Origin of the sequence: Caballeronia sp. LjRoot34 (genome assembly GCF_964253815.1) — a bacterium.
In the GTDB taxonomy this organism is placed as follows: Bacteria; Pseudomonadota; Gammaproteobacteria; order Burkholderiales; family Burkholderiaceae; genus Caballeronia.
Genome location: NZ_CAXUSB020000003.1, coordinates 1956017 through 1979429, shown reverse-complemented (window position 1 = coordinate 1979429; position 23413 = coordinate 1956017). Strand labels below are relative to the sequence as shown.

The following is a 23413-nucleotide window of genomic DNA, read 5'->3' as shown; positions in this document are numbered from 1 at the left end:
GAGTTGAGATCAGGGCTGGGGCGCATTGGCTGCGCCTCGCCTGAGCGGTTCGTGTGCCGGCGGGACGAGTAGAATTCACACACGCTCGGATCGTCCGATACACGAAGGAAACGTCTCAGATGAATTTGTCCCTCAAGCAGCTCAAGGTTTTTCTCGGCGTTGCAAACGCATCCAGCTTCACCAAGACCGCGCAGAGCATGCACCTGAGCCAGGCCGCGCTCAGTGCCATCATCCGCGAACTCGAAACGCAATTGCAATGCCGCTTGCTCGAGCGGACCACGCGCACGGTGGCGCTGACCGATGCGGGCCGGATGTTTTTTCCAACCGCGGTCAAGATCGTGGAGACCCTGGAAAAATCGGTCATCGAGTTGAACGAACTTGGCCGCCAGAAGCAGGCTTCTCTGCTGCTCGGATGCACGCCGATGATCGCCGCGAGCTTGATGCCGCCTGTTCTTGCCCGCTTCGCACAAGCGCATCCGCAATCGCAGATCGAACTCGTCGACCGGCCACCGTCAGAGTTGCATCGGATGGTGGAGGAAGGCGATCTGGATGCCGCGTTTGGCATCTTCTTCTCCCAGCTCTCGGGAATCGACCGCGTTCCGCTGTTTCCCGTGCAGTTGGTGGCCGTTTCGGCGCTGGACAACTCCAGGGTGGGACATGCCACTGAAGGTAACTGGCGTGCGCTGGACGGTGTGCCGCTGATTACGCTGCCGAAGGACAACCCTTTGCAAAGACTGATCGAGGCGACGCTTGCCAAGGAAGAAGTGACCTCTGGAAAACGCATCGTGGTCGCTCATATGCAGACGGCGATCGCCATGGCCCACGCAGGGCTCGGCGTCGCCGTCATGCCCTCGTTCTGCGAACACATCTGCCAGCATTATCGGGTGCGCGTCGACCAGATGCGTCCCGCAGTCGAGTTCTCGTTCTATCGCATCACGCGCGCCGGCCGGGGCGAGCTTACCGTGCTCGATCAATTCAGCGAAATGTTCGCGCAAGCCGCGCAACGCCGCCCGGTCGGCCCCGCTTGAGAGGTCGCCCGGTTGTCCGTTTGCGTCATTCCCGGCTTTGATCGACTAGTCGCCAGATGGCTTCTATCCGCAATTTTTCGCGCGGAAGTTGTCATCTGGCAAAACATCATACGTTTGTCGCACCAAAGATTACGCATCGTCACCGGTCACTCCAATAGACGACCCGTCATGCCGTCGAGCAACGTGGCGCAACAATTCCAGCGCGACGGCACTGACAGGGGTATCGGATAAGTTCATAAGGAATGCGATGAATAAGTCGCGATGCGCACCCGTCGTTGCTGCCCATAAGACATCGAGTGCCGGTGCCGACGAGGAACGCGAGCGCATTCTCGTCGGCCTCACCTGGCTAAAACAGGACTGCGATCCCCACCATGCCGACAAACTGTGAATTCGTCGACGACGGTGTGGCGTTCTGCGAATCGCCGACAGACGGCGTAGCGTCGACAATGTTGCCCGCGCCATTCGCACCGAGCGTCTGGCCGTTCGCGCGCTGATACGCCTGCAGCGCGTACAGCGAAGTGCGCTTCGACAAGTGATAAGCCTCCTTGAGCGAATACTGCTGATAGCGTGCCGCGCTGGTGATGCCGTTCGCCTTCGACGCCATCGTGTACGAGTACGCGCCCGCCACATCGATGGCCGGCGTGAAGCGATACGCCGCAACCGCCGCATAGGTGTTGAAGACGGCGGTGTCGCGGAAAATCGACTGGCTGGATGCCACGTATTCCACATTCGTGTACGTCACGCCCATCATCAGGTCGCCGATCGTGTAGCTGGCCGCGGCAGCGACGTGCTGGACCGCCTTCGCCGACACATAGCCTGCGTTCAGCGAAGACGTGCCGAAACTGCCGGTCGATGCAGGGTCGAAGCCCGTGGTCTGTTGCGCGTTGTCCATGCGCAGGTAGCCCGCAGCAAGGCCAATCGGGCCGGACGCATATTTGATGCCGGCGCTGATCGTCTGGCCCCGGCCGGTGCTGCCCGCAATCCCGCCGAGGGCGTACATGCCGCTCGCCTGCACGCCGTACCAGGTCGGCGTTATATAGACCAGCGCATTGTTGATGCGAATCGTCGTGTCGAGACCGTCGATATCGCCCGGATGCGCGCCGGTTGCCCCGGTCAGCCAGTTGCTCGACGCAAGCGGCCCGACGAACAGGTAGTACGGCGTGTACTGACGGCCCATCGTGAACGTCCCGTAATGCTGGTTTTGCAGCCCGACGAACGCCTCACGGTTGAAGATCTGCGTAGATGACGACAGCGCGCCGGAGTTCGGATCGAAACCGTTCTGCAAGTCGAAGATCACGCTAGTGCCGCCACCAAGGTCCTCCACGCCGCGCAAACCCCACTTCGACGCATACAGATTGCCCTGGCGCAGATACACGTTCGAATGGTCCTTCTGGTTATTGGAGTAGACAAACGCGTCGTCCAACGCGCCATACAAGGTCATGCTGCTTTGCGCATGGACCGCGCCTGCACCGAGCGCCGCGCCAGCGACCAGAAATGCCTTCATGTTTGCGTGCTTTTTCATTACGAGTCTCCTTCATCCTGTTTTTGTAAATGCCAACGCGTGGCCCACGAGATACGCGTGGTCCACGCAATCACGATCTGTTCATCGATCGAATCTTTGTGTAGGCGGCGAGCCGCCACGTCACGCTGCGCCGCGCTGATAACTTCCCGGGCTGCCCGAAGGATTCCTGGTTACCCCAAAAAATCAGCGTCGAATGATAGCGATAACATTTTTGGGATCAAATAACACCCTTTGATTACGCTCCTCGTCGACGTCGAATGATAGCGCAAACATTTCTGCGAAGAATTAAGGGTAGACCCTCTACCTCATCCGAACCGGGTGTTGTGCACGACCGCCTCAGGCTGTCTCGCGTCCGACCAGCGTGAAGCCGATATCGATCTTCGGCCGCGCCGGCGAGCCGTCGAGCCGGTCGATCAGGCAACGCGCCGCCGTCATGCCGATACGGCCACCGTCCATCTGGACCGTAGTCAGCGCCGGCACCAGGTCGGCCGAGAACTCCAGATCGCCGAAACCGCAGACGGCGAGCCGCGACGGCACGTCCAGCCCGCGAGTTCTCGCCTCGCTCAGCACCCCGAGCGCAAGGAGATCGGAGCCACAGAACACCGCGTCCACGTCCGGGCGCTCCGCGAGAATCGTGGCGAGCGAACTGCGTCCCTCCGCCACCGAGCTGGGCGGCTTGACGAGGACCTGCGCGACGTTGCCGATACCTTGACGCGCCATGGTCTGAATGAAGCCCTCGCGACGGGCAGTCGCGCGCTCGTCGTTGGCCGATATGATCGCAGGGTGAAGCTTGCCGCGCGCCAGAAAACGCTCCGCGACGGCCACACCGACGTCGTAGTGCGAGAAGCCGACCAGCATGTCGATTGGCATATCGGTCATGCCCCACGTTTCGACCGTGGGGATATCGACGTCCAGCAGCCGTGCCCGCAGCGCCGAACCGCGCGCCACGCCGATCAGCAGCAATCCTTCCGGGCGCCGGCTCAGCAACGCATCGAGCACCTGGCACTCGTCAACGTCGCTGTATCCGCTCAGGCCCAACAACACCTGGTAGCCCGCGCGCGACATCGCGGTACTGAACATTTGAATCGAGGTGGCGAACAGCGAATGCGTCACGGTCGGCACGATTGCCGCGATGAGCCGCGATCTGGACGACGACAGGCTGCCGGCCAGCCGGTTCGGCACATAGCCGAGTTGCTGGACGGCAAGCTGGATACGTTTGAGCGTTTCGGACGCGACAACCTCAGGATTGTTCAGCGCGCGCGATACCGTCATCGGCGATACGCGCGCCAGCGTCGCGACTTCGGTTAAACGAATATCCCGTGGTCCGCCACGCGAGCGCTTGCCGGCAAGCGGGACCATTTTCTCTTTTGGGTTGGGCATTGATAGTCTGATTCACAGGCTGCACAGCGGTTACGCAGGAATGGCCAGAAGGACAACACATCCTTCTCGGGCCATTCTTCCGATTTGTGCGCGAACCAGAGTCTACCTCACGCCACGCGCCCTCCGGCATCGCACGCGAGACGCCGTACAAGCGACGTCGAAGCTTCGCATAGCGGTGCGGCGCGTTGCCCGGCCGTACATCGTTTCATAGCTCGCCAGCATAGTCGGGTTCCGGACAACCGCTAATGCCAGGACGCACCGCAAACAAATGGCCGTCGTGCTCCGTGGCGCCCTGCGCCGGCCGGATCGAAGTCACGAACAGCGTATCCAGATTGCGTCCGCCGAATGCGCACATCGACGGCTTCGACGCCGGCACAGCAATCTGCCGGTCGAGCCTGCCTTGCGGCGTGAAGCGCAACAGCAGGCCGGCGTCGTTCGCGCAAATCCAGTAGCAACCCTGCGCGTCCACCGCAGCGCCATCAGGGCGGCCGGTGTAATGGTGCAAGTCGGCGAATACCCGCCGGTTGCGCGGCTCGCCCGTCTCGACGTCGTAATCGAATGCCCAGATCACGCGGCGCGACGAATGCGAATCGGACAGGTACATCGTCCTGCCGTCGGGCGACCATGCGAGACCGTTCTGTACGATCAGTTCATTGACGACCGGCGCCGACAGTACGCCTCGTTCATCGAATCGATACAACGCGCCAGCGGGATTCGCCGCCGCCGTGTCCTGCACCATCGTGCCGGACCAGAAGCGCCCCTGGCGATCACAGCGTCCGTCGTTAAAGCGCATGCCCGCAAGCGGGAAAACCGGTGCAGCAAGCTTACGCTGTGTGACCGGGAGCGGTTCACCGTCGGGCGCGTTTTCTCCGGCCCCGTCGTCTATAGCACTTTCAGTCAGCGTCACCGCGAAGAGTCCGGTTTCGCAACCAGCCAGCACGGTGCCGCGCCTGTCGAAAGCGATACAGGCGACTTGCTCCGGCAACCGCCATTCCGATCGTTCACCCGCCTCGACACGCCAACGCAAGATTTTCTGCGCAGGAATGTCGACCCAATAAAGCGCCTGTTCCGCGCTCCGCCATACCGGACTTTCGCCGACCAGCGCGGACCCGGTGCCCTCGATCCGCTCCGCACGCACGGCCGCTGCCGCGCTCACCGTTGCGGCTCCATCGGACGAGCAAGCGCGAACGGGCCGCCCTGGAAACGCTGGGCCGGGTCATCGAGGTTCGAGTCCGGTGCCGTGACCGGGAACAGATGCTCGAACTGCGCCGAACTGTCCTGTGGACGAAAACCGAGAAACGCCACCTTCGTGTTATCCACCCACTTTCTGGGGTTGTCGGACACGCCATAGACAATCGCGTGCCCGACCCGGTTCGTGAACAGCGAGCAACGCACCAGTTCGATAAAGTCGCGATAGCTCAGATAGGTGACAAGCATGCGCGGATTCTTCGGCTGCTCGAACGACGAGCCGATCCGCAGGCACACCGTCTCAAGACCGAAGCGATCGAAGTAATAACGCGACAGCGATTCGCCAAAGCACTTCGTCACGCCGTACAGGCTGTCGGGGCGCAACGGCGCGTCGATATCGACCACCGAGGTCACCGGATGAAACCCCACCGCATGATTCGAACTGGCGTACACGATACGCTTCACGCCCTGCTTCTGCGCCACCGAGTACAGGTTGTACAGGCCGCGAATATTGGCTTCGAGCAGATCATCGAATGGCGCGTCCACGGAAATGCCGCCGAGATGAATTACCGCATCGACGCCTTCGAGCAGGGTATGAACCGCGTGCTCGTCGGCGAGATCGACGACCGACGCCTCCTCATGCGCCGCTACCTCGCCAAGCGGCGCGATGTCGCTGACGCGCACGATGTCGGCCCACGCGGCGAGCGCACCGCGCAATTGCCGGCCAAGATTGCCGGCGGCGCCGGTGAGCAACAGGCGGTGGAAAGGTTTGCCGGTCGAGCCCTGTTCGGGCGGGGTGTCTGCCATGTCGTGATTCCCTGGTTACGTTACGGGTTCGCGATTATTCGCGAACGCCTGCCGAGAGGCCAGCTTTCATGCAGCGCTCGCGTGTTGCTCGCTCAGTTTCACGGGCGTCATGCGTGGCATCAGCAGATGAATGATGCCGAGCGCGACCAGATACGCCGATGCACCGACAGCGAAGAGCGCCCAATACTGGCCGGTGCGCTGCAACGTCTCGCCAATCACGCCCGAGTAGAAGAACGAGCCGATCATGCCCGCCACGCCGCCAATGCCAATCACGGTGCCCACCAGCCGGCGCGGAAACACGTCGCCCACCAGGGTGACAAGATTCGCGGACCACCCCTGATGCGCCGCTGCGGCAAGACCGACAGCAAACACCGCGTACCACAGGCTTTGAAAGTGCGAGAGCGTGGCGATCGGCAAGACGCACACCGCGCAGATGCCCATCGTGACCTTGCGCGCGACATTGGGCTTATTGGATCGGCTCATCAGGCGCGACGATAACCATCCGCCCGCAACACTGCCACCGGATGCCATCGCGTAAATGACGATCAACGGCAGTCCAAGATGACCGATGTCGATATGCCGTGATTCATTGAGCCATTTGGGCAGCCAGAACAAATAGAACCACCACACGGGATCGGTCAGCAACTTACCGAGAATGAACGCCCATGTTTCGCGGTATTTCAGCACCGAAAGCCAGCTTACGGACTGCACACTGTCTTCGTCCCGATCCGAGTTGATGTATTCCAGCTCGCCGCTCGATACCGACGGATGCTCCGAGGGAGGACGGTACACCAGCAGCCAGACTGCCAGCCAGACGAAACCCGCCGCCCCCGCCCCGACAAACGTCGCGCGCCAGCCCCACATCACGGCGGCGATCGGCACGAACGCCGGCGCAACGATCCCACCGATGGTGGCACCCATGTTCCACAGGCCGGTGGCCAGCGCTCGCTCCTTTTTCGGGAACCAGATAGCCGTGGTACGGATGGCGACCGGGAAGTTGGCCGCCTCGCCGAAGCCGAGCAGACCGCGCACGGCCGCGAAGCCCGGGACGGTCGTTGCCACCGCGTGCAGCATGGCGGCCAGGCTCCACATCGCCATCGCGCTGCCGTAGACCTTCTTGGTGCTGAGGCGGTCCGCGATCCGGCCGAACGTGGCGAGGCCCACCGCATAGGCGACCGTGAATACCATCACGGTCTGCGCGTACTGGATCTGGTTCCAGCCAATGTCTTTTTGCAGCAAAGGCGCGAGCAGCCCCAGCATCTGACGATCCATGTAATTGATCGTCGTCGCAAAAAACATGAGCGCGCAAATGGTCCATCTGTATCGTCCGATGGCCGATTTTTCGGCAACCGCAACGGCTCCTATCGTCTTCATCAATGTCTCCACGAGTTTTTATTTATGAATGTTATCGCTATCATTTTGGGTCAAAAATAACGGGGATTCGGTGCTAAGTACGGTATTGAGATGTTATCGCAATCATTTTCTTGTCGCCATCTCGTTTACCCGCTGTGCCCAGCTAAACCGGCATCCCGGACCCGCAGAACATTGGGACCATTCGTTCATCGCTTCTGTGAGGATCGCAGTTGCGCCACTTGCGCCACCCCCGTGACTCCCGATTACGATGCGTGACTTGGCTGCTGCTCAATCACCCCGAACCATCCCATGCCGCGATAGGTTTCATAGCCCGGTGTCAGCGCGTATCCGACCAGCGAGCCGCGAGTCGTACGGAAGGTTCCCGTGTCTGCGGCACCCGTCGGCAGGTCGAAACGGACACCCTCGCGACCCGCTTTGGCGGAGTCGGCAATCACCCGGCCACTGCCGTCGACGATCATGCAACGGGTTCGCGCCCGTTCTTCGCCGATCAACCTGACGCCATTCACCACAGCCGACGCCTGCTTGGCCCAGTCGAAAAATACGGCTAGCACGCCGACTACCTTTCCATCACTCGCACCGCCCTGCCGAACCGCCGTCGCATAGGTGGCCACCTGCGCGCCGTTCAACTCCGTGACCGTGTCGATATTAGCCACCGCGTAATCATCGCCCGAGCGGGTACGAAGCGCCGCGGTGAACCACTCTTGCTGGGCTGCGTTCGTTGTGCCGGCGACTGGAAATTGCGAAGATCGCCCGTTCGCAATGACACGGCCCTGGAGGTCCAGCGCCCAGATGTCGAGGTAGACGGTATAGCTGTCGAGGATGACCGACAGTCGCTTGGATGCATGCTCGGCGGCGGCCGCAGAGTTGGCCGTCATGCAATCGACAATCGCTGCATCGGTTGCCCACCAGCGCACATCGCACGACCGCTCGTAGAGGTTCCGGTCGATCACGTCGATCATATTCAGTGCAAGGTCAGTGAGCCGCTGGCCTTGCTGTCGCTCCAGCTCGGTCACCATGCGCTCGCTGAGCGTGGTCAATTCCTTGCCGAGTTCGCCGGTCAGTTGTCCGATCCGGGCGGATACGTTCTTCACCTGATTTGCCACAACGGCAAAACCCCGGCCCGCTTCTCCGGCGCGGGCTGCTTCGATCAGCGCATTGATCGCGAGATAAGTCGCCTCCCGGTTAATCAGGTCGATATCCGCGATTTTATCGCTGGATATCCTGCGCACTTCGCTGGTCAACTCAGCGATGACCGCGCCTTCCGACGGTTGAGGGCGTTTTTCCGGCACTATGGACATGTCTATGGATCCCGTTGAATTACGCTGCGGCCGCCAGGTGGCTCCCCCTTGGCGCGAACAAGTCATCAGGGTTAACGGTATGTCCCCCTGCAAACTTGAGGGCCAAACGTGGATTGAATTGGGCCTGTCCGGTTGTGTCTGCACGCTTTAGCTCGACTAAGCATAAAGCGAGACGAGTAATTCTTCTTGATCGCCAAAATCATCAGCGATTTCGTGCACGTTACGGCGACGTAGAAAGACCGTCCGAGGTGAACGTCCCGTCCAGCATGCTGGAACTGCCTGGGTATCGTGAGGTGATCGTGAGGTGAAAAAGACGCCGGAGCGAACTCCGGCGTAAAAGGTTCGGTGCCCGGGGGGAAACCGAACCTGAGAGACTAAAAAAATATAGGGACTCGATTTAGACGTAAGGGTGTCCTCAATATCTGGACTTTCCCGTAGGCCTGGCGTCCTGGCGAGCGTGTCGAATGGCACTGATCAACCCATGTCCATCGTTCAACGGTACTTGCCGAACGCCTCGCACTCGACCGGTGCATTGACCCGGAGGCCCCCTCCAAATTTCCGGGCCAACTGGAAATGAGGCGGCAGGCCGCGCCGGTCCTGATACGGATCAGCGGCGCCGTGATCCTGGTCCGCAGACCGGCTAGAGCGTCACGATGATCTTCCCGACCTGGCTGCCCGACTCCATGTAACGATGCGCCTCGGCGATCTCTTCAAATGCAAAGATGCGGTCGATGTTGGGTCTCAATGCGCCAGCAGACAAGCCACGAGTGATGAACTCTTTTGCCCGTTCCAGCTTCTGCGGATCGCCGGTAATTTCGAACAATTCGTAACCGCGCAACGTCAAGTGCTTGCCCAACAAGTCCATCACCGGAACTGAAATGTCCCGCGTGTCGAGGGCGCCATACTGGAAAAATATACCTTGCCTGGAGAGAGCCCTGAGAAGGTTCGCCACATCCGGCCCGCCCACTGGATCAAAGGCGATACGCGCACCTTTCCCGTGGCTGATTTCCATCACCTGTCCCTGCAGGTCCTGATCGTTGCCTGCAAGCACATGCGCCGCTCCTGCGTCCAACAACGCCTGACGTTTCTGGCTGCTGCGGGTCAACGCAACCGGCGTAGCGCCGACCATATTGGCGATTTGAATTGCCGCCTGTCCAACGCTGCTGGACGCCGCCCCGATAAGTACAGTGTCCCCTGCCTGCAGGTCGCCCATTTCAATCAGCGCGCCGTAGGCTGTGGTGAACATCATCCAGGTTGCGGCGGCTTCCTCGAAGGACAGGCCGGCGGGATTCTTCACCACCGCGTGCATCGGCGCATTCACCAACTCGCCATACAGGCCATATTCCGCGAAAGAGAAGGCAGGAATCACACTCACCGGATCCCCAACCGCAACGTTGGTAACGCCCTCGCCCACCGATTCGACCACGCCGGCCGCTTCGTATCCCAAAGCCGCTGGGAAACGCGGCTCGATGACATACTGACCGGTTCGGTACATGACCTCGGCGCGATTGATACCAATGGCCTTGACGCGGATCTGGACCTCGTGTGCCTTCGGTGCCGATACCTCGACATCGTCAATCTGAAGCACTTCAGGACCGCCGACACGATGAAAACGGATCGCTCTGGACATAGTGGTTCGTCTCCCGTTCAGAATGAGTAGCGGCGCATACCGCCGTCTACGAGCAACACCGTGCCGGTAATGTAGCGGGCGCGGGGCGAGACGAGAAACGTCACCGCATTGGCGACGTCCTGCGGTTCACCAAAGTCTCCCAGTGCAATCTCGCGCTCGGCGAACTTGCGGCGCTCATCTCCGGGATAAAGCCGGCGGATCTGCGCAGTATCGATCAAGCCCGGTTGCACACAGTTGACCGTGACGCCGTACTGCCCCAGTTGCTCGGAAAGCCCCTTGGCCCATACGACCAGCCCTGCCTTGGCCACCATCGCGGCGTTAACCACCTCGGGTTCGAGATTGCCCGAGAGGTTAAGGATCGAGCCGCTACGACGCTCGATGAATTGCGGCAGCAACTTCTGCGTCAACTGGCGATGACGATCGAAATTCAGCGTCATGCCTTCGACCCATTGTTCCTCGGGCGCGTCGATGTCCATGGGTCTGCTGCCGCCCGCGTTGTTGACCAGGATATCGACATGACCCAACCGGGACATCGCCGCGGCGGCAATACGCTCCGGCGCATCGGCAGCCATAAAGTCCTGAAGCAGGACTTCGGGCTTGACGCCCCCGGCCTCGACAATTTCATGACTCAAGCTCGCGAGCAACGCTTCATTGCGAGCCGTGGCCAATATTTTCACGCCTTCGGCGGCAAGTGTTTTGGCAATTGCCCGGCCGAGGCCCTGGCTTGCGCCTGTTACGAGCGCGGTCTTACCGTTAAGTTGCAGATCCATCGTGGCACTCCTTCATCGAATCGAGACGGGATGACCAGCTCGGGCGATCCACTCATGCAATCAACTCATGCAGGAGTCACCCGAGGCCGGCATCTGACGATGAAGTACTGTAGACCGTGGATTGCTTACGATATACGGCTGTAGCCGTTACTGATTGTTATTGAAATGATAACAATCAATTCAGGCAGGATATTGACGCCCTATTAGTTCGGATAACCAATCGATAAACACCCGGACCTTGGTTGGCAGATGCGTTCTGCTCGGATACATGATCGAGACCGGCTTCGGAACGGTAGCCACGTTCTGCAGGACCTCGATCAACTGACCTGAACTGATATAGGGCTGAAGGGACGGCCGAAGCCCCTGCAGCAAACCGAAACCTGTCAGACCGCACGACAGGAACGCTTCGGAGTCGTCGGTCTGGATGCCGCTGTCGAGTTTCAATGTGACGCTTTCCCCGCCAGGACAGAACGCCCATTCCATCACCCTGCGATTACGTCCGCTGAAAAAATTCACCGCCTTGTGCCTGCGAAGATCGTCGAGCGTGTGCGGTACGCCGTGGCGGGAAAGATAGGCCGGCGAGCCGCACGTGACCATTGGGATCGCGCCTATTTTGCGTGCCACGATACTGGAATCCTTGTGCTCACCGAGCCGTACGGCACAATCGACACCGCCGCTGATCAGATCGACCGGGTGGTCACTCGCGCCGAGCACGAGATCGATTTGGGGGTACTTCTGCTGAAATGCCGGCAAGGCGGGGATGATGATCGCCTTGGCCAGGGTCACGGCTACGTCAAAGCGCAGACGTCCCTTCGGTAGAACCCTCTGCTGGGAAAAGCTCGCGAAAGTATCATTGACGCTTGCCAGAACCTCAAGGCAACGCTTGTAGAACTCCTCTCCCTCGGCCGTCGTGCTGACTTTGCGGGTGCTGCGATTAAGCAACCTGATCCCTAGTTCCTGTTCGAGTTGCTGGACCGCCTTCGAAACGGCGGGACGATGCAATTGCAACGCTTGCGCCGCGTGCGTAAAGCTGCCCCCTTCAACGATGTGTACGTAAACCTGCATCGTTTGCAGACGATCCATATCGGCCCCCGATTGACTATGACGAGCGATCTTCGCACACTCGGCCCCGGGGAGGCCGCGCCGGACTCATAGGCATGGAACGGCCTCGCTTGCAACGATTCCTGCGTCGGGTTCCACCCCAAACACGCCAGCGGTGAATGCCGGCAGCACGATACGAAACTCCGTGCCCATCCCCGATTCACTCGTCACGCTCAAAGATCCGCCATGTCGCTGGATAACGGCCTTGACGAATGCCAAGCCGAGTCCCAGGCCGTCTGCGACATCGCGATGGGTCTCCACCTGAAAAAACGGCTCGAATATTCGCGTCATGGCTTCGCCCGAGATGCCGATTCCCTCGTCGATCACATACAGTTCGAACGAGGCTGGCCCTGCCCTGGATATCCCGATCCGAATCGATGTATGTGACGGAGAATACTTGACAGCGTTGTCCAGCACGTTGACCACCGCCCGGATCAACATGTCGCTGCTGGCCATCACGAGCGTGTCGGCAATCTGCCCAATCGGTCCGATCAACTGGACTGACTTGCGCTCCGCCGTCGACCAGACCTGATCCATCGCTTCAACGGCCACGTCGTAAAGTGTAATAGGCGAAAACGCGTCCCGGTCAAGCTGCTCAGCACGCGACAGCTGCATGAAATCTTTCGCCACCCGCAGCGAATAATCGGCTTGCCGGCGTAGATCGGCCAGGAATTGCTGATCGCTTTGCGGCACGCTTTCCTGACTTTCCGCCGCGCGTTCTTCGATGAGCGCCAGCATGGTTGTCAGCGGACTACGCAGATCGTGCGCGACGTGCCTTAACATCAACCGGTCATGCATCACGCCGTCCTTGACGTCTGAAATGTCGACGAGGCAAATCAAACGGAGCACGCGCTCTTCCGCAGCGGCCGGACTGAACGACATGTACGGTACGCATAGCAGTATGTGTTCACGGCCATCCAGATCGACCTCGTGACTGGTCGATTCCGTCGCCACGGAATACTCGCTGACCAATCGCTCGATTCTCAGCATCGGCGACGCAACCGGATTGGGCGAGCCGGATCCGGCGGACGAATCCCACCCGGCCATCAACGCGGCCGCTTTCGCATTGCAGACCGTCACGCGGTCATTCACCGCGAGAAAAACGGGACACGGCAGGCGGTTGATCAGGTTCACGTACATCTTCTGCCACGACCGGATCTCGCGCATGGCGGTTTTGACATCGTTGAGCGAATCGCCGGTTTCCAGACCCGAGATCCAGTCCGACGCAGCGGGCTCCGTCGCGCCGATCGCTGTCGAGATCGCGCGTAATTTGCGGATCTCGCGCCGCAACACGTCGACCATCCTGGCAAGCCGATCCCACGCGTGGAACGCATAAATCAGCACGCAAACGATTGGCAAAAGGCCGATACTTAAGCAATAGTGGAACAGAGCGAGCAGCCCGATCGGGATGGCGAACAGCAGCGCGCCCCAGGCAACAGCCGCGGCATGCATTCGCCGGCCCTGAGTGAAGCTGCAGATCAGCACCATGACCAACGCCATGGCGACGTAAAACGGTACCGCTACAATCCCCGGCACTTCGCGGGCCAGGTTCCCGCTGACAAGGGATTCAGCAATCAACGCGTCGAGTTGCGCGCGCGACACGGTCTGCGCGTCAAGTGACGACGTCTGGAAGACGCCTTGGCCGCGCCAGACAGAATGACCGACGAACACAATCTTACCGGCAAGGCTCGACGAGGGAATCCGGCCCCGCACTACATCGGCATAGGAATATTGCGGAATGTCCGACATCCCCCGCAGCATCAGCAACACGGCGTTCGTCATGTGTTGGCTGACCGACTGGGCATAAGGTCGCAGATAACTTTCCAGCATGCCGGACGGCAAGACCTCGCCGCCTACCCGGACCGCTTCCAAAGCGATGTGCTGCTCCAGGGTCGAACCGTTGGCGTGATTCGGAATGAAGCCGCTCACGACGCCGTAATGGCCCATCGTCACTTCGCCGTGACCCACCGCTGCCGCGTTCTTCTTCAGTTCCGCCTGCAATGGCGTTTTAAGATCAATGCCTACCCCATCCGTTCCCGCCGACGCCAGCAATACGACCCTGCCGTGTTTCGCCATCGCGTCTGTCAGGTCGATGGTGTCCGTGCGCGGCGTGATCATCAGATCCAGCGCGACGCTACCCGCATCGTGCAATCGGGTGATCAGTGGTGCGTAGGAATCAGCCAGGCCCGCGGCGCCGATCTCTCGCATCGAGGGTTCGTCAATGTTGACGACCACGACTTTGTTCGACACGGGATGAGCGAACAAGCGCGTGACGGTATCGAACAAAACCCGGTCAAGCGCGCCGGACATCGTGGCGCCGCCGGGATACCAGCTCAGGGCGGCGAGCACCAGCATCACTGCGGTGAAGACAATTTTGCGGATCCGCCGTTTGGACGAACCGCTGGTGGAAAATCGCGTGAGGGCCATAACGGTACCGCGTAATTGGTGGCTGATTGGTGAGCGACGTTCGTGCGAAACGAGATGGGAGATGCTTTTTCCCGCGATGCCAACGACGCGCCGGCGGCCGGCGTGTCATTGGCTAAAGGATCAGATTGTTCGCACGCGCTCCAGCCTGTAACCGAAACTGTAGACGGTCGAGATCACAAGGCCGTTCCTTGAACACAACCCGAGTACATTGCGCAGCTTGCTGATATAGGTGGCCAGTGACGCATCGTATTTCCTGTCAATGGCTCCCCAGATTTGCTTGATGAGTGCGTCTTTTGTGACGATGCGCCCCAGATTGTGGAAGAGCTGCAGCGCAAGATCGAATTCCCGCACTGACAGGGCTATGTCGCGGGTCCCGCTGGCCTCGTCAATCTGCACGCTACGCGCTTCGACATCGAACGTGTAGTTCCCCACCCTCATCTGTTTGAGCCGATCGGCGTCGGGGTAGTATTTGCGTGCCTGAGCGTTGACGCGTGCCACCAGCTCGCGTTCCCGGGCCGGCTTGACGAGATAGTCGTCCGCCCCGCAGTTCAGGCCATGAACAATATCCTCCTCGCCGTCATGCTGGGTCAGCACAATAACCGGCAAGGTGTTCGACAGTGTTTTTCTGGTCCACCGCAGAACGCCGATGCCTGACGTGCCGGGTACATCCCAGTCGAGCACGAGCATGTCCAGGGGTTCGGACCGGATCAAGTCGATAAAACTGTCGCCGTCGTGCCGGATAACACTGTCGTGGCCGGCTGCCTTGAGCCAGGTCGCCACGGTCTGGGCCTGTCCGACCGAGTCTTCGAGTACGCCAATGCGCATGACTCTCCCAATGTAGTCGCGTGATGCGTTAAATAAATCGGAAAACGAAAAATAGGGACGGACTGTGCGGAGCACAGTGTCCTGGCAGAAATTCTGCAACCACGCTGAATACGGGGATTCGTGTTTAAAGAAGTAGCGATAACGACGCAGCCGGATATGGGGACGTATCCGGCGAGCGAAGTCGCATCCGCACGGCTGACCACGTGCGCAGCACAACGTTGGACTCTGCCCGCACGCTTGCGAGCCTTTTCTGCTTATTTTTCTGTTTGTTCATGAATCACACCCCGGTTCGCCCGAACCGCAATGCTTGCCGGTGAGCGAATCTTTGATATTTGGTCTGTTACTCGTCGCCGCATCACTTCCGCGGCGCTCATTTTTCTGTCGTCCTCTCAGGACGCATAGTGACTGCGCATGTCGCACGCCATGCTCTCGGAATCATCGCAGCGACCGCCAGACTCTACACAAGCAAAATGAAATATACATTACATAATAATTACATGCTTGAATTGGCGGCAACTATTCGTGGCAACAAACAGGGTCTGTCGTCACGCGCATTTAATGTTTTCCTCCCGAGGGTCGTTCTGTGAAGGCGTCGTCATCTTTACTTTCGCATCAGGCGGCAATCCTTTTCCCGACAGACCTTCAAGGAGTCACCCGCTCATGTTGAGCCTTCACACGAACTCGGCTTCCCTGTCCATCCAGAACACTCTGGCGAATACGCGCTCGGCGCTGGACACTTCGATGACCCGCCTCGGCACGGGCTATCGCATCAACTCGGCAAAGGACGACGCCGCCGGCCTGCAGATCGCTACACGGCTCGCCGCACAGACACGCGGCATGGCCGTCGCGATGCAGAACACGCAAAATGGCATGTCCATGCTGCAAACGGCCGATGGCGCGTTCAATGAAACCGGCAACATCCTGCTGCGAATGAAGGACCTGGCCACGCAGGCCGCCGATGCCTCGTCGACCGCCAAGGACAAGGACGCGATGCAGGCCGAATTCGACGCGCTCGGCGCCGAACTCGCGAACATCATGACGAACACGGCCTACGGCGGTGAAAAGCTGCTGGATGAAACTGGCAAGCTGAGCGATGCGATGACGTTCCAGATCGGCGCAGGCTCCGCGGAAACGATGGAAGTGAACGTAGGCGATTTGCTGACGGCGCTCGCCGAAAGCTTTGGGGAAGTCAGTGCGAACTATGGCGCCCCCGGCAACGCAGGCACGGAACTGGCCGACGGCGCAAACGCGATGATTGACACCATCAACGATGCGCTCGAGGCCGTCGGCGAGATGCGCTCGGCACTCGGCGCGTCGCAAAACCGCCTCGAGCACATCAATAACAACCTTGCGAATATGTCGAGCAATACGACCGACGCGCAAGGCCGCATCATGGACGTCGACTATGCGGCTGAAAGCGCCAACATGACCTCGAAGCAGATCCTCATGCAGGCAAGCACGTCGATGCTCAAGCAAAGCGGCAGCATGAGCCAGATGGTTCTGTCGCTCCTCCAATAACGTCTTTACGGCGTTACTGAACAGGGCTGATCCTCCCCGCGCGGATCGGCCCTGTTCTTGTGTCTTCTCGCGAATGCCTGTCGAGGCCACTCCCCCTTTTTTAGATTTTGTTAAGACTCTTCGCGCGTCCACGGCGCGACCCTGAGAATCACGGCTTCGTCGAGTTCATCGAGAAGCCCATCCGTGTCGAGATCAAATCAACTTTCCATCGGATCTTTCACATCCAGCCAACCGGTTGTGCTGGACCCGTGCACGCTCGGCAGGCCATTTCACCTGCTCGATGATTTCAATGGCCGCCTGGGCAGGCAAGTCGACCGTGTCCTGAGCAGCCGCTTCAACCGGCGGCGGGGCGCGGCATTCACTGTCAGCGGCGTGAGCACTGCGTCTTGCGCTGCACCGTCCGGCGCAGCGGTCTGGCGTGGTATTGAATTGCCGACCGGAGGCGTCGCCGTCAAGATCGCGAGGCGCATGCTGCTCGCGATGCTCGATTGCCACTACGGCAACAAAGGCTCGACGCTATTCGACGATGCCACCCCGGAGACCGAAACCGAACATCGCTTCGGCGCATTGATCAGCACGGCGCTGCTCGATGCGTTGATCACGTGCATCGAGCCGTCGCCCGACCTGACGCTGCTGACCAAGCCGGTAGCTCCGCCCGAGCGCGGCCGCCGTGTGATCCGCGTCGAGATACGGGAGCCGGCTCTCGGCCTCGCCGATGCGCTCGAATTCACGCTCGACGATGCCTGGCTAAGCCGGCTGTTCGCGAGCGTCGCACCGGCGCGCGCTTCTGCGTCGCCGGCTTCATCGTTTAACGCGATGCGTCATTCACCCCTCGCCGAACGCATCCCCATCACGGTAAGCGTGCGCATGCTGTCTCGCGACCTGCGGCTCGACGAACTGTTCAATCTGGCGCCAGGCGACATTCTTCCGGTGCGTGTTTCCGACACAGCGGAAGTGCTCGTGGAAGGATCGCGTCTATACCGGGCTGTGATCGCCGAACAAGGCGGATCGCTTTGGCTCACCTCTTTCGAAGATGTCGAATGACATGAATCCTGACGACGATATCCATCTGGGCCCGAATGACACCTCTGACACCTCCGACGGCATGACGCCGGACTCCGGCCATCCGGCAGGTTCCGGGGCGCGCGTGCCCCGTGTGCAGCGCATGCTGGACAAGATTCCGGTGCGCCTTACCCTGGAAGTAGGTTCCGCCACACTGCCGCTATCCGAGCTGATCGGACTCGAACACGGATCGGTGCTTGAGCTCGACCGGCTGGCGGGCGAACCCCTCGTGATCAAGGTCAACGGCACGGCCATCGGCACGGCGGAAGTGGTTGTGTCGGGCGAGAACTACGGTTTGAAGATCGTCGCGCTGGACGACCTCAAGACACTCGCGCAATGACGCTTCGCACCCGCCGCGGCTACTTTCCGAGCCTGCTGGTTCTAGGCGCGGGTCTCGCGCTGTCGCTGCCAGCGTATGCCGATTCACTCACGCTATCGAGCGGCACGGGCGGCGAGGCGCCGTTCACGGTCAAGACCCAGATCCTTGTGCTGATGACCCTGCTCGGGCTGCTGCCCGCGCTGCTGATGACGATGACGAGCTTCCTGCGCTATGTGATCGTGCTGTCGCTGCTGCGCCAGGCGCTTGGACTGCAACAAGGCTTGCCGAGCCGCATAGTTACCGGCGTCGCACTGGTGCTCACGCTGCTTACCATGCGCCCGGTCGGCGAGGAAATCTGGACCAAGGCGTTCCTGCCCTACGACCAGGACAAGATCGGCATGCAGGAGGCGCTGCGCACGGCCGGCGCACCGCTGTCGCGGTTCATGCTCGCGCAAACCAGCAAAGCCACGTTGGCCCATATGGCGAAGCTCTCCGGCGCGCAGCCCGTCGAGAAGCCGGAAGATCACGCTTTCCTCGTGAAACTATCGGCGTTCGTTCTCAGCGAATTGAAGACGGCCTTCCAGATCGGCTGCATGCTGTTCATTCCGTTTCTCGTGATCGACATCATCGTCGCCTGCATTCTGATGGCAATGGGCATGATGATGTTGTCGCCGCTGGTTGTCTCGTTACCGTTGAAACTGCTTCTGTTCGTGCTCGTCGACGGCTGGTCGCTCACGGTCAACACGCTGATCACCAGCGTGCGGAGCTACTGATGCTGACGCCGGACCTGGCCGCGGATATTGCGAATGACGCGTTGCGTCTCGTGATGCTGATCGTGATCGTGCTGATCACGCCGGGGCTCATCACCGGTCTGCTTGTCAGCATGTTCCAGGCCGCTACGCAGATCAACGAGCAGACCATGAGTTTCCTGCCGCGTCTGCTTGTCACACTGGTCGCATTGGGCGCGGCTGGCCCGTGGATCGCCGACCGCTTGATGCATTATTGCGTCGATATTTTTCAGCGTGCGGCGCACATCGCCGGCTGATATGGAGCAGGTTTTCCGGGAGTTGCAGCCGCTCGTAGCCACGATCATGTGGCCGTTCTGCAGAATCGTGGCGGCCCTCCTCAGCGCTCCGGTACTCGGCGAGGTCATGGTCCCGATGCGAGCGCGGATCATGCTGGCGCTGCTGCTTGCCGTCGTGATCGTGCCCGGGTTGCCGGCAATGCCGGCGGTCGAACCACTTTCGTTGCAAGGCGGCATTGCCATGGCCGAGCAAATCCTGATCGGCGGAATGCTCGGTTTCGTGTTTCATCTCGTGCTGGCCGCGCTAATGATATTCGGCGCAACGGTTTCGTCGCAGATGGGCCTGTCGATGGCCCAGATCAACGACCCGTTGAATGGGCAGGCATCCGATGTCGTGTCGAGCCTGATGTACGTGGTGTTCATCCTGTTGTTCTTCGCGGTGGACGGGCATCTCGTCATCACGCAAATACTGGTCAAGAGCTTTCATATCTGGCCGGTGGGCAGTCTCGCCTTCGACACAGGCGCGCTCAAACGGCTCGCATTAGCGCTCGCGTGGATGTTCTCGGCGGCACTTGCGCTCTCGCTGCCGGTGGTATTCGCCACGATGGTCATGCAGATCGGCCTCGGTTTCCTGAACCGCGTGGCGCCGACCCTCAACCTGTTCGCGCTCGGCTTTTCAGTCACGACGATGTTCGGCCTGCTCCTTCTCACGCTACTGATGCCTTCGCTGCCGGACCATTTCAACCAGATGATCAGCCACGTGCTCGATCTGCTGGACCAACTCGCGCTGCCGCCGCGCACGGAGCTGTCATGAGCGAAGCAGGCGCGGCTGACAAGACAGAGAAACCAAGCGCGAAGAAGCTGCGCGACGCGAGGCAAAAAGGTCAGATAGCCCGCTCGCGAGACATGTCGACCGCGATCGGCGTCTTCGTCAGCCTCAAGCTGTTGGTGATCGTGATTCCCGGTTGGCTGGAAGACTGCCGCAGGCTATTTGCGCTGTCGTTCGCGGACCTGAGCGGCGAGAACGCCACGGACAACGTCGCGTCCATGCTGTTTTTCAGCGTCCTGATGATGATTGGCAAGATGACGCTGCCGCTCGCCGCGGTACCGCTGTGCATTGTCGCGGGTTCGCTCTTTCCCGGCGGCTGGAGTTTCACGCCCGGTCATTTCGCGCCCAAGGCCAATCGGCTCAGTCCGTTGGGCAACCTCAAACGGCTGGTATCGGCCAAGCACTATATTCAGGTTGCCACGACGATTCTCAAAGCGCTCTCGCTCGGCTTCGTATTGTGGTGGACCTGCCGGGCGAACCTGATCAGTTTCGTGCGCCTGCAAGGTACACCGCTTGCCGACGCATTGCTCGGCGGCGCGGATCTGCTGCTGAATTCGGTGCTGGCCTTGTCTGGTGTTTTGATCGCGTTCTCGCTGATCGACGCACCCGTGCAGCAATGGATCTTCATGCGCGGTCAGCGCATGAGCAAGAAGGACCTCAAGGACGAATACAAGACCACCGAAGGCAAACCTGAGGTCAAGAACCGCATCCGCCAATTACAACGGCAACTGGCCCAGGCAGGTATCCGCAAGACGGTACCCACGGCGGATGTCGTGATCGTCAACCCGAACCACTACGCAGTGGCGATCAAATACGACGATTCAAAAGCGCAGGCGCCGTACGTCGTTGCAAAGGGTATCGACGAAACGGCGCTGTTCATTCGTCAGGTGGCGAAAGAATGCCGCATCGAGGTGCTGGAAGCGCCACCGCTTGCCCGCGCGATCTACAACACGAGCCAGGTCAATCAGCAGATTCCCGCCGCGTTATACCGCGCCGTCGCACAAGTGTTGACCTATGTATTGCAGATCAAGGCCTTTCGTAACGGCCAGCGCTCCGCCCGCCCGGGTCCGCCGGCCGGCTTCGATATTCCAGATCATCTCACCAGGACACACGAGTCATGAAAGCGTCGTTTCCTTATCTGAAAAGCCTGCGCCGCGCCAGGTTCGCCGCTCCGCTCGCCCTGCTCGTCCTGCTCGGGATGATCATCCTGCCCTTGCCGCCCTTCGTGCTGGACGTACTGTTCACGTTCAATATCGTATTGGCGATCGTGGTTATTCTGGTGAGCGTCTCCGTCAAGAGGCCGCTCGAGTTTTCCGCTTTCCCGACCATCATCCTCACCGCGACGCTCATGCGGCTCACGCTGAATGTCGCGTCGACACGCGTCGTCCTGCTCAACGGCCATACCGGCACGCATGCGGCGGGCCAAGTGGTCGAGGCCTTCGGCAACGTCGTGATAGGCAGCAACTTCGTGGTTGGCCTTGTCGTATTCGTGATCCTGATGATCATCAACTTCGTTGTGGTCACGAAGGGCGCCGAGCGGATTTCGGAGGTATCGGCGCGCTTCACGCTTGATGCGCTGCCCGGCAAGCAGATGGCTATCGATGCCGACCTGAACGCCGGCCTCATCACTCAGGAAAAGGCGCAACAACGACGCGCCGAAGTCACCTCCGAAGCCGATTTCTACGGTGCGATGGACGGTGCTTCGAAGTTCGTTCGCGGCGATGCGATTGCGGGCATCCTGGTGCTGATCATCAACATGATCGGCGGCCTTGCGATCGGCACGTTGATGCATGATCTGAGCGTCGCGGACGCGTTCCGTCAATATGGTCTGCTGACGATCGGCGACGGTCTCGTTGCACAGATCCCCGCACTCCTGCTGTCGTCCGCCGCCGCAATCATCGTCACGCGGATCAGCGACGCCGGTGATTTCGAACAGCAGGTCGGCAGGCAGTTGCTGGCATCACCCTCGGTGCTGTACAGCGGCGCCGCGTTGATGGCCGCGCTGGCCGTGATCCCCGGCATGCCCACGTTAATCTTTCTCGTCTTTGCCGCTTTGCTGGCGTTTGTCGGGCGAAGGATGGCGCGCCGTATCACCGCGGCCGAAGCGGGCGAGGATGTCGGGCAGGTTCAGGCCGCCCTGCTTGCGACCGCGCCGGCGGCGCTCGACTGGAACAGCATCCCGTACGTGGAGACGCTGTCCGTCTCGCTCGGCTACCGGCTTTTGGGCATGGTCGATGAAGGGCAAGGTGCGCTGCTCATCAAGCGGATTGGCGGGACCCGTCAAAGCCTGTCCGAGTCGCTGGGTTTCCTGATACCCCGCATTGGCGTGCGTGACGACCTCAGCCTGCCGCCGTCGCAGTACGCCATCATCCTGAGCGGCGCCACGGTGGCACAAGCGCAGGTGTATGACGACAAATTGATGGCGATTGCCTCGCCTGCCGTCTACAGCGAACTCGACGGCATTCCCGGCGCCGATCCCGCCTACGACATGCCTGTCACCTGGATTGCACCGTCGCAGAAGGCGCACGCGCTGGGGCTCGGTTATCAGGTCGTCGACGCCCCGACGGTCATTGCGACACACTTGTCAAAGGTCGTGCGCGACCATCTGCCTGAGTTGTTCAGCTATGAAAACGTGACGGCGATGCTCGATCGGCTGAGCGCTGTCGCGCCGGCGCTTGGGGACGCGCTTGGCAAAGCCTTGACGCACAGCCAGCTGCGCCGCGTGTTCCGTATTCTGCTGACCGAAAACGTTTCGCTTGGCGACATCGAGACCATCGCGACAACGCTGGTCGAAGCCTACGAAACCACCAAGGATCCGATCCTCCTTGCTGCCGAGGTTCGTTGCGCGCTGCGCCGGCAGATCGTGGCTGGGCTGATGGGACACAAGTCGGAAATCAAGGGCTACAGCCTGGCGGGGGAACTGGAGAACATGCTGCTCGGCGCACTCAGCCGCGCCGAGCAAGCAGCTACCAGGGTGCCGCTCGACAACTTCCCGATCGATCCGAATGTCCTCGCGCAGTTTCAGGCCAACATGCCCGGCATACGCGATCAGATGAAGCAGATGGGGACGCCCCCGCTCCTGCTGGTGATCCCGCGCATCCGGCCGATTCTTGCGCGTTACGCGCGTATCTTCGCGCCGGGGCTGAACGTGCTCTCGTATAACGAGGTGCCTGAGGCGCGTGATGTGAGTATTGTTGGAAGCTTGGGGTAGAGGGAAGAGGGCGTACGTGACATCGTTGCTAACTTGGTTCGGTCTGCCGTGCATGTTGCCGCGCTGACGGGCGCGACACGGCCTATTGTGGGGAAACGGA

At 60.4% G+C, this 23413-nt stretch carries 20 protein-coding genes; 9 read left to right on the top strand and 11 right to left on the bottom strand.

All coding sequences use genetic code 11. The features are described 5' to 3' along the window. Nucleotides 1-119 precede the first annotated feature (119 nt). On the top strand, nucleotides 120-1028 hold the full coding sequence (locus ACSQ36_RS39765; RefSeq protein ID WP_213762682.1) for a LysR family transcriptional regulator: 909 nt from the start codon (nucleotides 120-122) through the stop codon (nucleotides 1026-1028). 346 nt (nucleotides 1029-1374) lie between these two features. Here the strand turns inward: ACSQ36_RS39765 and ACSQ36_RS39760 are convergent, their stop codons facing one another. The 11 genes from ACSQ36_RS39760 to ACSQ36_RS39710 all read right to left on the bottom strand — a co-directional run bounded on the left by ACSQ36_RS39760 (nucleotide 1375) and on the right by ACSQ36_RS39710 (nucleotide 15350). Then, a complete protein-coding gene (locus ACSQ36_RS39760; RefSeq protein ID WP_436186344.1) occupies nucleotides 1375-2550 on the bottom strand; it encodes a porin in 1176 nt (391 codons plus the stop codon). A gap of 336 nt (nucleotides 2551-2886) precedes the next feature. Beyond that, nucleotides 2887-3930, bottom strand: a complete 1044-nt coding sequence (locus tag ACSQ36_RS39755; protein WP_436186343.1) for a LacI family DNA-binding transcriptional regulator — start codon at nucleotides 3928-3930, stop codon at nucleotides 2887-2889. Between the two features lie 205 nt (nucleotides 3931-4135). Beyond that, nucleotides 4136-5086: an SMP-30/gluconolactonase/LRE family protein gene (locus ACSQ36_RS39750; RefSeq protein ID WP_436186342.1), complete on the bottom strand. Its 951-nt coding sequence runs from the start codon at nucleotides 5084-5086 to the stop codon at nucleotides 4136-4138. After that, nucleotides 5083-5925, bottom strand: a complete 843-nt coding sequence (locus ACSQ36_RS39745) for an NAD-dependent epimerase/dehydratase family protein (protein ID WP_436186341.1) — start codon at nucleotides 5923-5925, stop codon at nucleotides 5083-5085. The genes ACSQ36_RS39750 and ACSQ36_RS39745 overlap by 4 nt, the downstream gene beginning before the upstream one ends. 66 nt (nucleotides 5926-5991) lie before the next feature. Further along, nucleotides 5992-7299: an MFS transporter gene (locus tag ACSQ36_RS39740; RefSeq protein ID WP_436186340.1), complete on the bottom strand. Its 1308-nt coding sequence runs from the start codon at nucleotides 7297-7299 to the stop codon at nucleotides 5992-5994. Between the two features lie 242 nt (nucleotides 7300-7541). Then, on the bottom strand, nucleotides 7542-8597 hold the full coding sequence (locus tag ACSQ36_RS39735) for a methyl-accepting chemotaxis protein (RefSeq protein ID WP_436186339.1): 1056 nt from the start codon (nucleotides 8595-8597) through the stop codon (nucleotides 7542-7544). Between the two features lie 640 nt (nucleotides 8598-9237). Beyond that, on the bottom strand, nucleotides 9238-10227 hold the full coding sequence (locus ACSQ36_RS39730) for a zinc-dependent alcohol dehydrogenase family protein (RefSeq protein ID WP_436186338.1): 990 nt from the start codon (nucleotides 10225-10227) through the stop codon (nucleotides 9238-9240). A 17-nt stretch (nucleotides 10228-10244) separates the two neighbouring features. Then, nucleotides 10245-10997: an SDR family NAD(P)-dependent oxidoreductase gene (locus tag ACSQ36_RS39725; RefSeq protein WP_436186337.1), complete on the bottom strand. Its 753-nt coding sequence runs from the start codon at nucleotides 10995-10997 to the stop codon at nucleotides 10245-10247. Between the two features lie 180 nt (nucleotides 10998-11177). Next, nucleotides 11178-12080, bottom strand: coding sequence for a LysR substrate-binding domain-containing protein (locus ACSQ36_RS39720; RefSeq protein ID WP_436186336.1), 903 nt, complete (start codon nucleotides 12078-12080; stop codon nucleotides 11178-11180). 66 nt (nucleotides 12081-12146) lie between these two features. Next, entirely contained in the window at nucleotides 12147-14525 is a 2379-nt protein-coding gene (locus tag ACSQ36_RS39715) for an ATP-binding protein (protein ID WP_436186335.1), read from the bottom strand. Between the two features lie 120 nt (nucleotides 14526-14645). After that, complete coding sequence (locus ACSQ36_RS39710) at nucleotides 14646-15350, bottom strand: response regulator transcription factor (RefSeq protein ID WP_436186334.1); 705 nt, start codon at nucleotides 15348-15350, stop codon at nucleotides 14646-14648. 660 nt (nucleotides 15351-16010) lie between these two features. Here ACSQ36_RS39710 and ACSQ36_RS39705 point away from each other — a divergent pair. The 8 genes from ACSQ36_RS39705 (at nucleotide 16011) to ACSQ36_RS39670 (ending at nucleotide 23313) form a co-directional block, all read left to right on the top strand. After that, nucleotides 16011-16868, top strand: coding sequence for a flagellin (locus ACSQ36_RS39705; protein WP_436186333.1), 858 nt, complete (start codon nucleotides 16011-16013; stop codon nucleotides 16866-16868). A 183-nt stretch (nucleotides 16869-17051) separates the two neighbouring features. Continuing rightward, nucleotides 17052-17912 (top strand): FliM/FliN family flagellar motor switch protein, encoded by an 861-nt coding sequence (locus tag ACSQ36_RS39700; RefSeq protein WP_436186332.1) that lies wholly within the window; start codon nucleotides 17052-17054, stop codon nucleotides 17910-17912. 1 nt (nucleotide 17913) lies between these two features. Beyond that, nucleotides 17914-18270 (top strand): flagellar motor switch protein FliN, encoded by a 357-nt coding sequence (fliN, locus tag ACSQ36_RS39695; protein WP_436186331.1) that lies wholly within the window; start codon nucleotides 17914-17916, stop codon nucleotides 18268-18270. After that, nucleotides 18267-19022, top strand: a complete 756-nt coding sequence (fliP, locus tag ACSQ36_RS39690; RefSeq protein ID WP_213762714.1) for a flagellar type III secretion system pore protein FliP — start codon at nucleotides 18267-18269, stop codon at nucleotides 19020-19022. The genes fliN and fliP overlap by 4 nt, the downstream gene beginning before the upstream one ends. Then, complete coding sequence (locus ACSQ36_RS39685) at nucleotides 19022-19294, top strand: flagellar biosynthetic protein FliQ (RefSeq protein ID WP_436186330.1); 273 nt, start codon at nucleotides 19022-19024, stop codon at nucleotides 19292-19294. Before fliP ends, ACSQ36_RS39685 begins: the two co-directional genes overlap by 1 nt. A gap of 1 nt (nucleotide 19295) precedes the next feature. Continuing rightward, on the top strand, nucleotides 19296-20087 hold the full coding sequence (gene fliR / locus ACSQ36_RS39680; protein WP_436186329.1) for a flagellar biosynthetic protein FliR: 792 nt from the start codon (nucleotides 19296-19298) through the stop codon (nucleotides 20085-20087). Continuing rightward, nucleotides 20084-21223: a flagellar type III secretion system protein FlhB gene (gene flhB / locus ACSQ36_RS39675; RefSeq protein WP_436186328.1), complete on the top strand. Its 1140-nt coding sequence runs from the start codon at nucleotides 20084-20086 to the stop codon at nucleotides 21221-21223. Before fliR ends, flhB begins: the two co-directional genes overlap by 4 nt. Continuing rightward, complete coding sequence (locus ACSQ36_RS39670) at nucleotides 21220-23313, top strand: flagellar biosynthesis protein FlhA (RefSeq protein ID WP_436186327.1); 2094 nt, start codon at nucleotides 21220-21222, stop codon at nucleotides 23311-23313. Before flhB ends, ACSQ36_RS39670 begins: the two co-directional genes overlap by 4 nt. Nucleotides 23314-23413 lie beyond the last annotated feature (100 nt).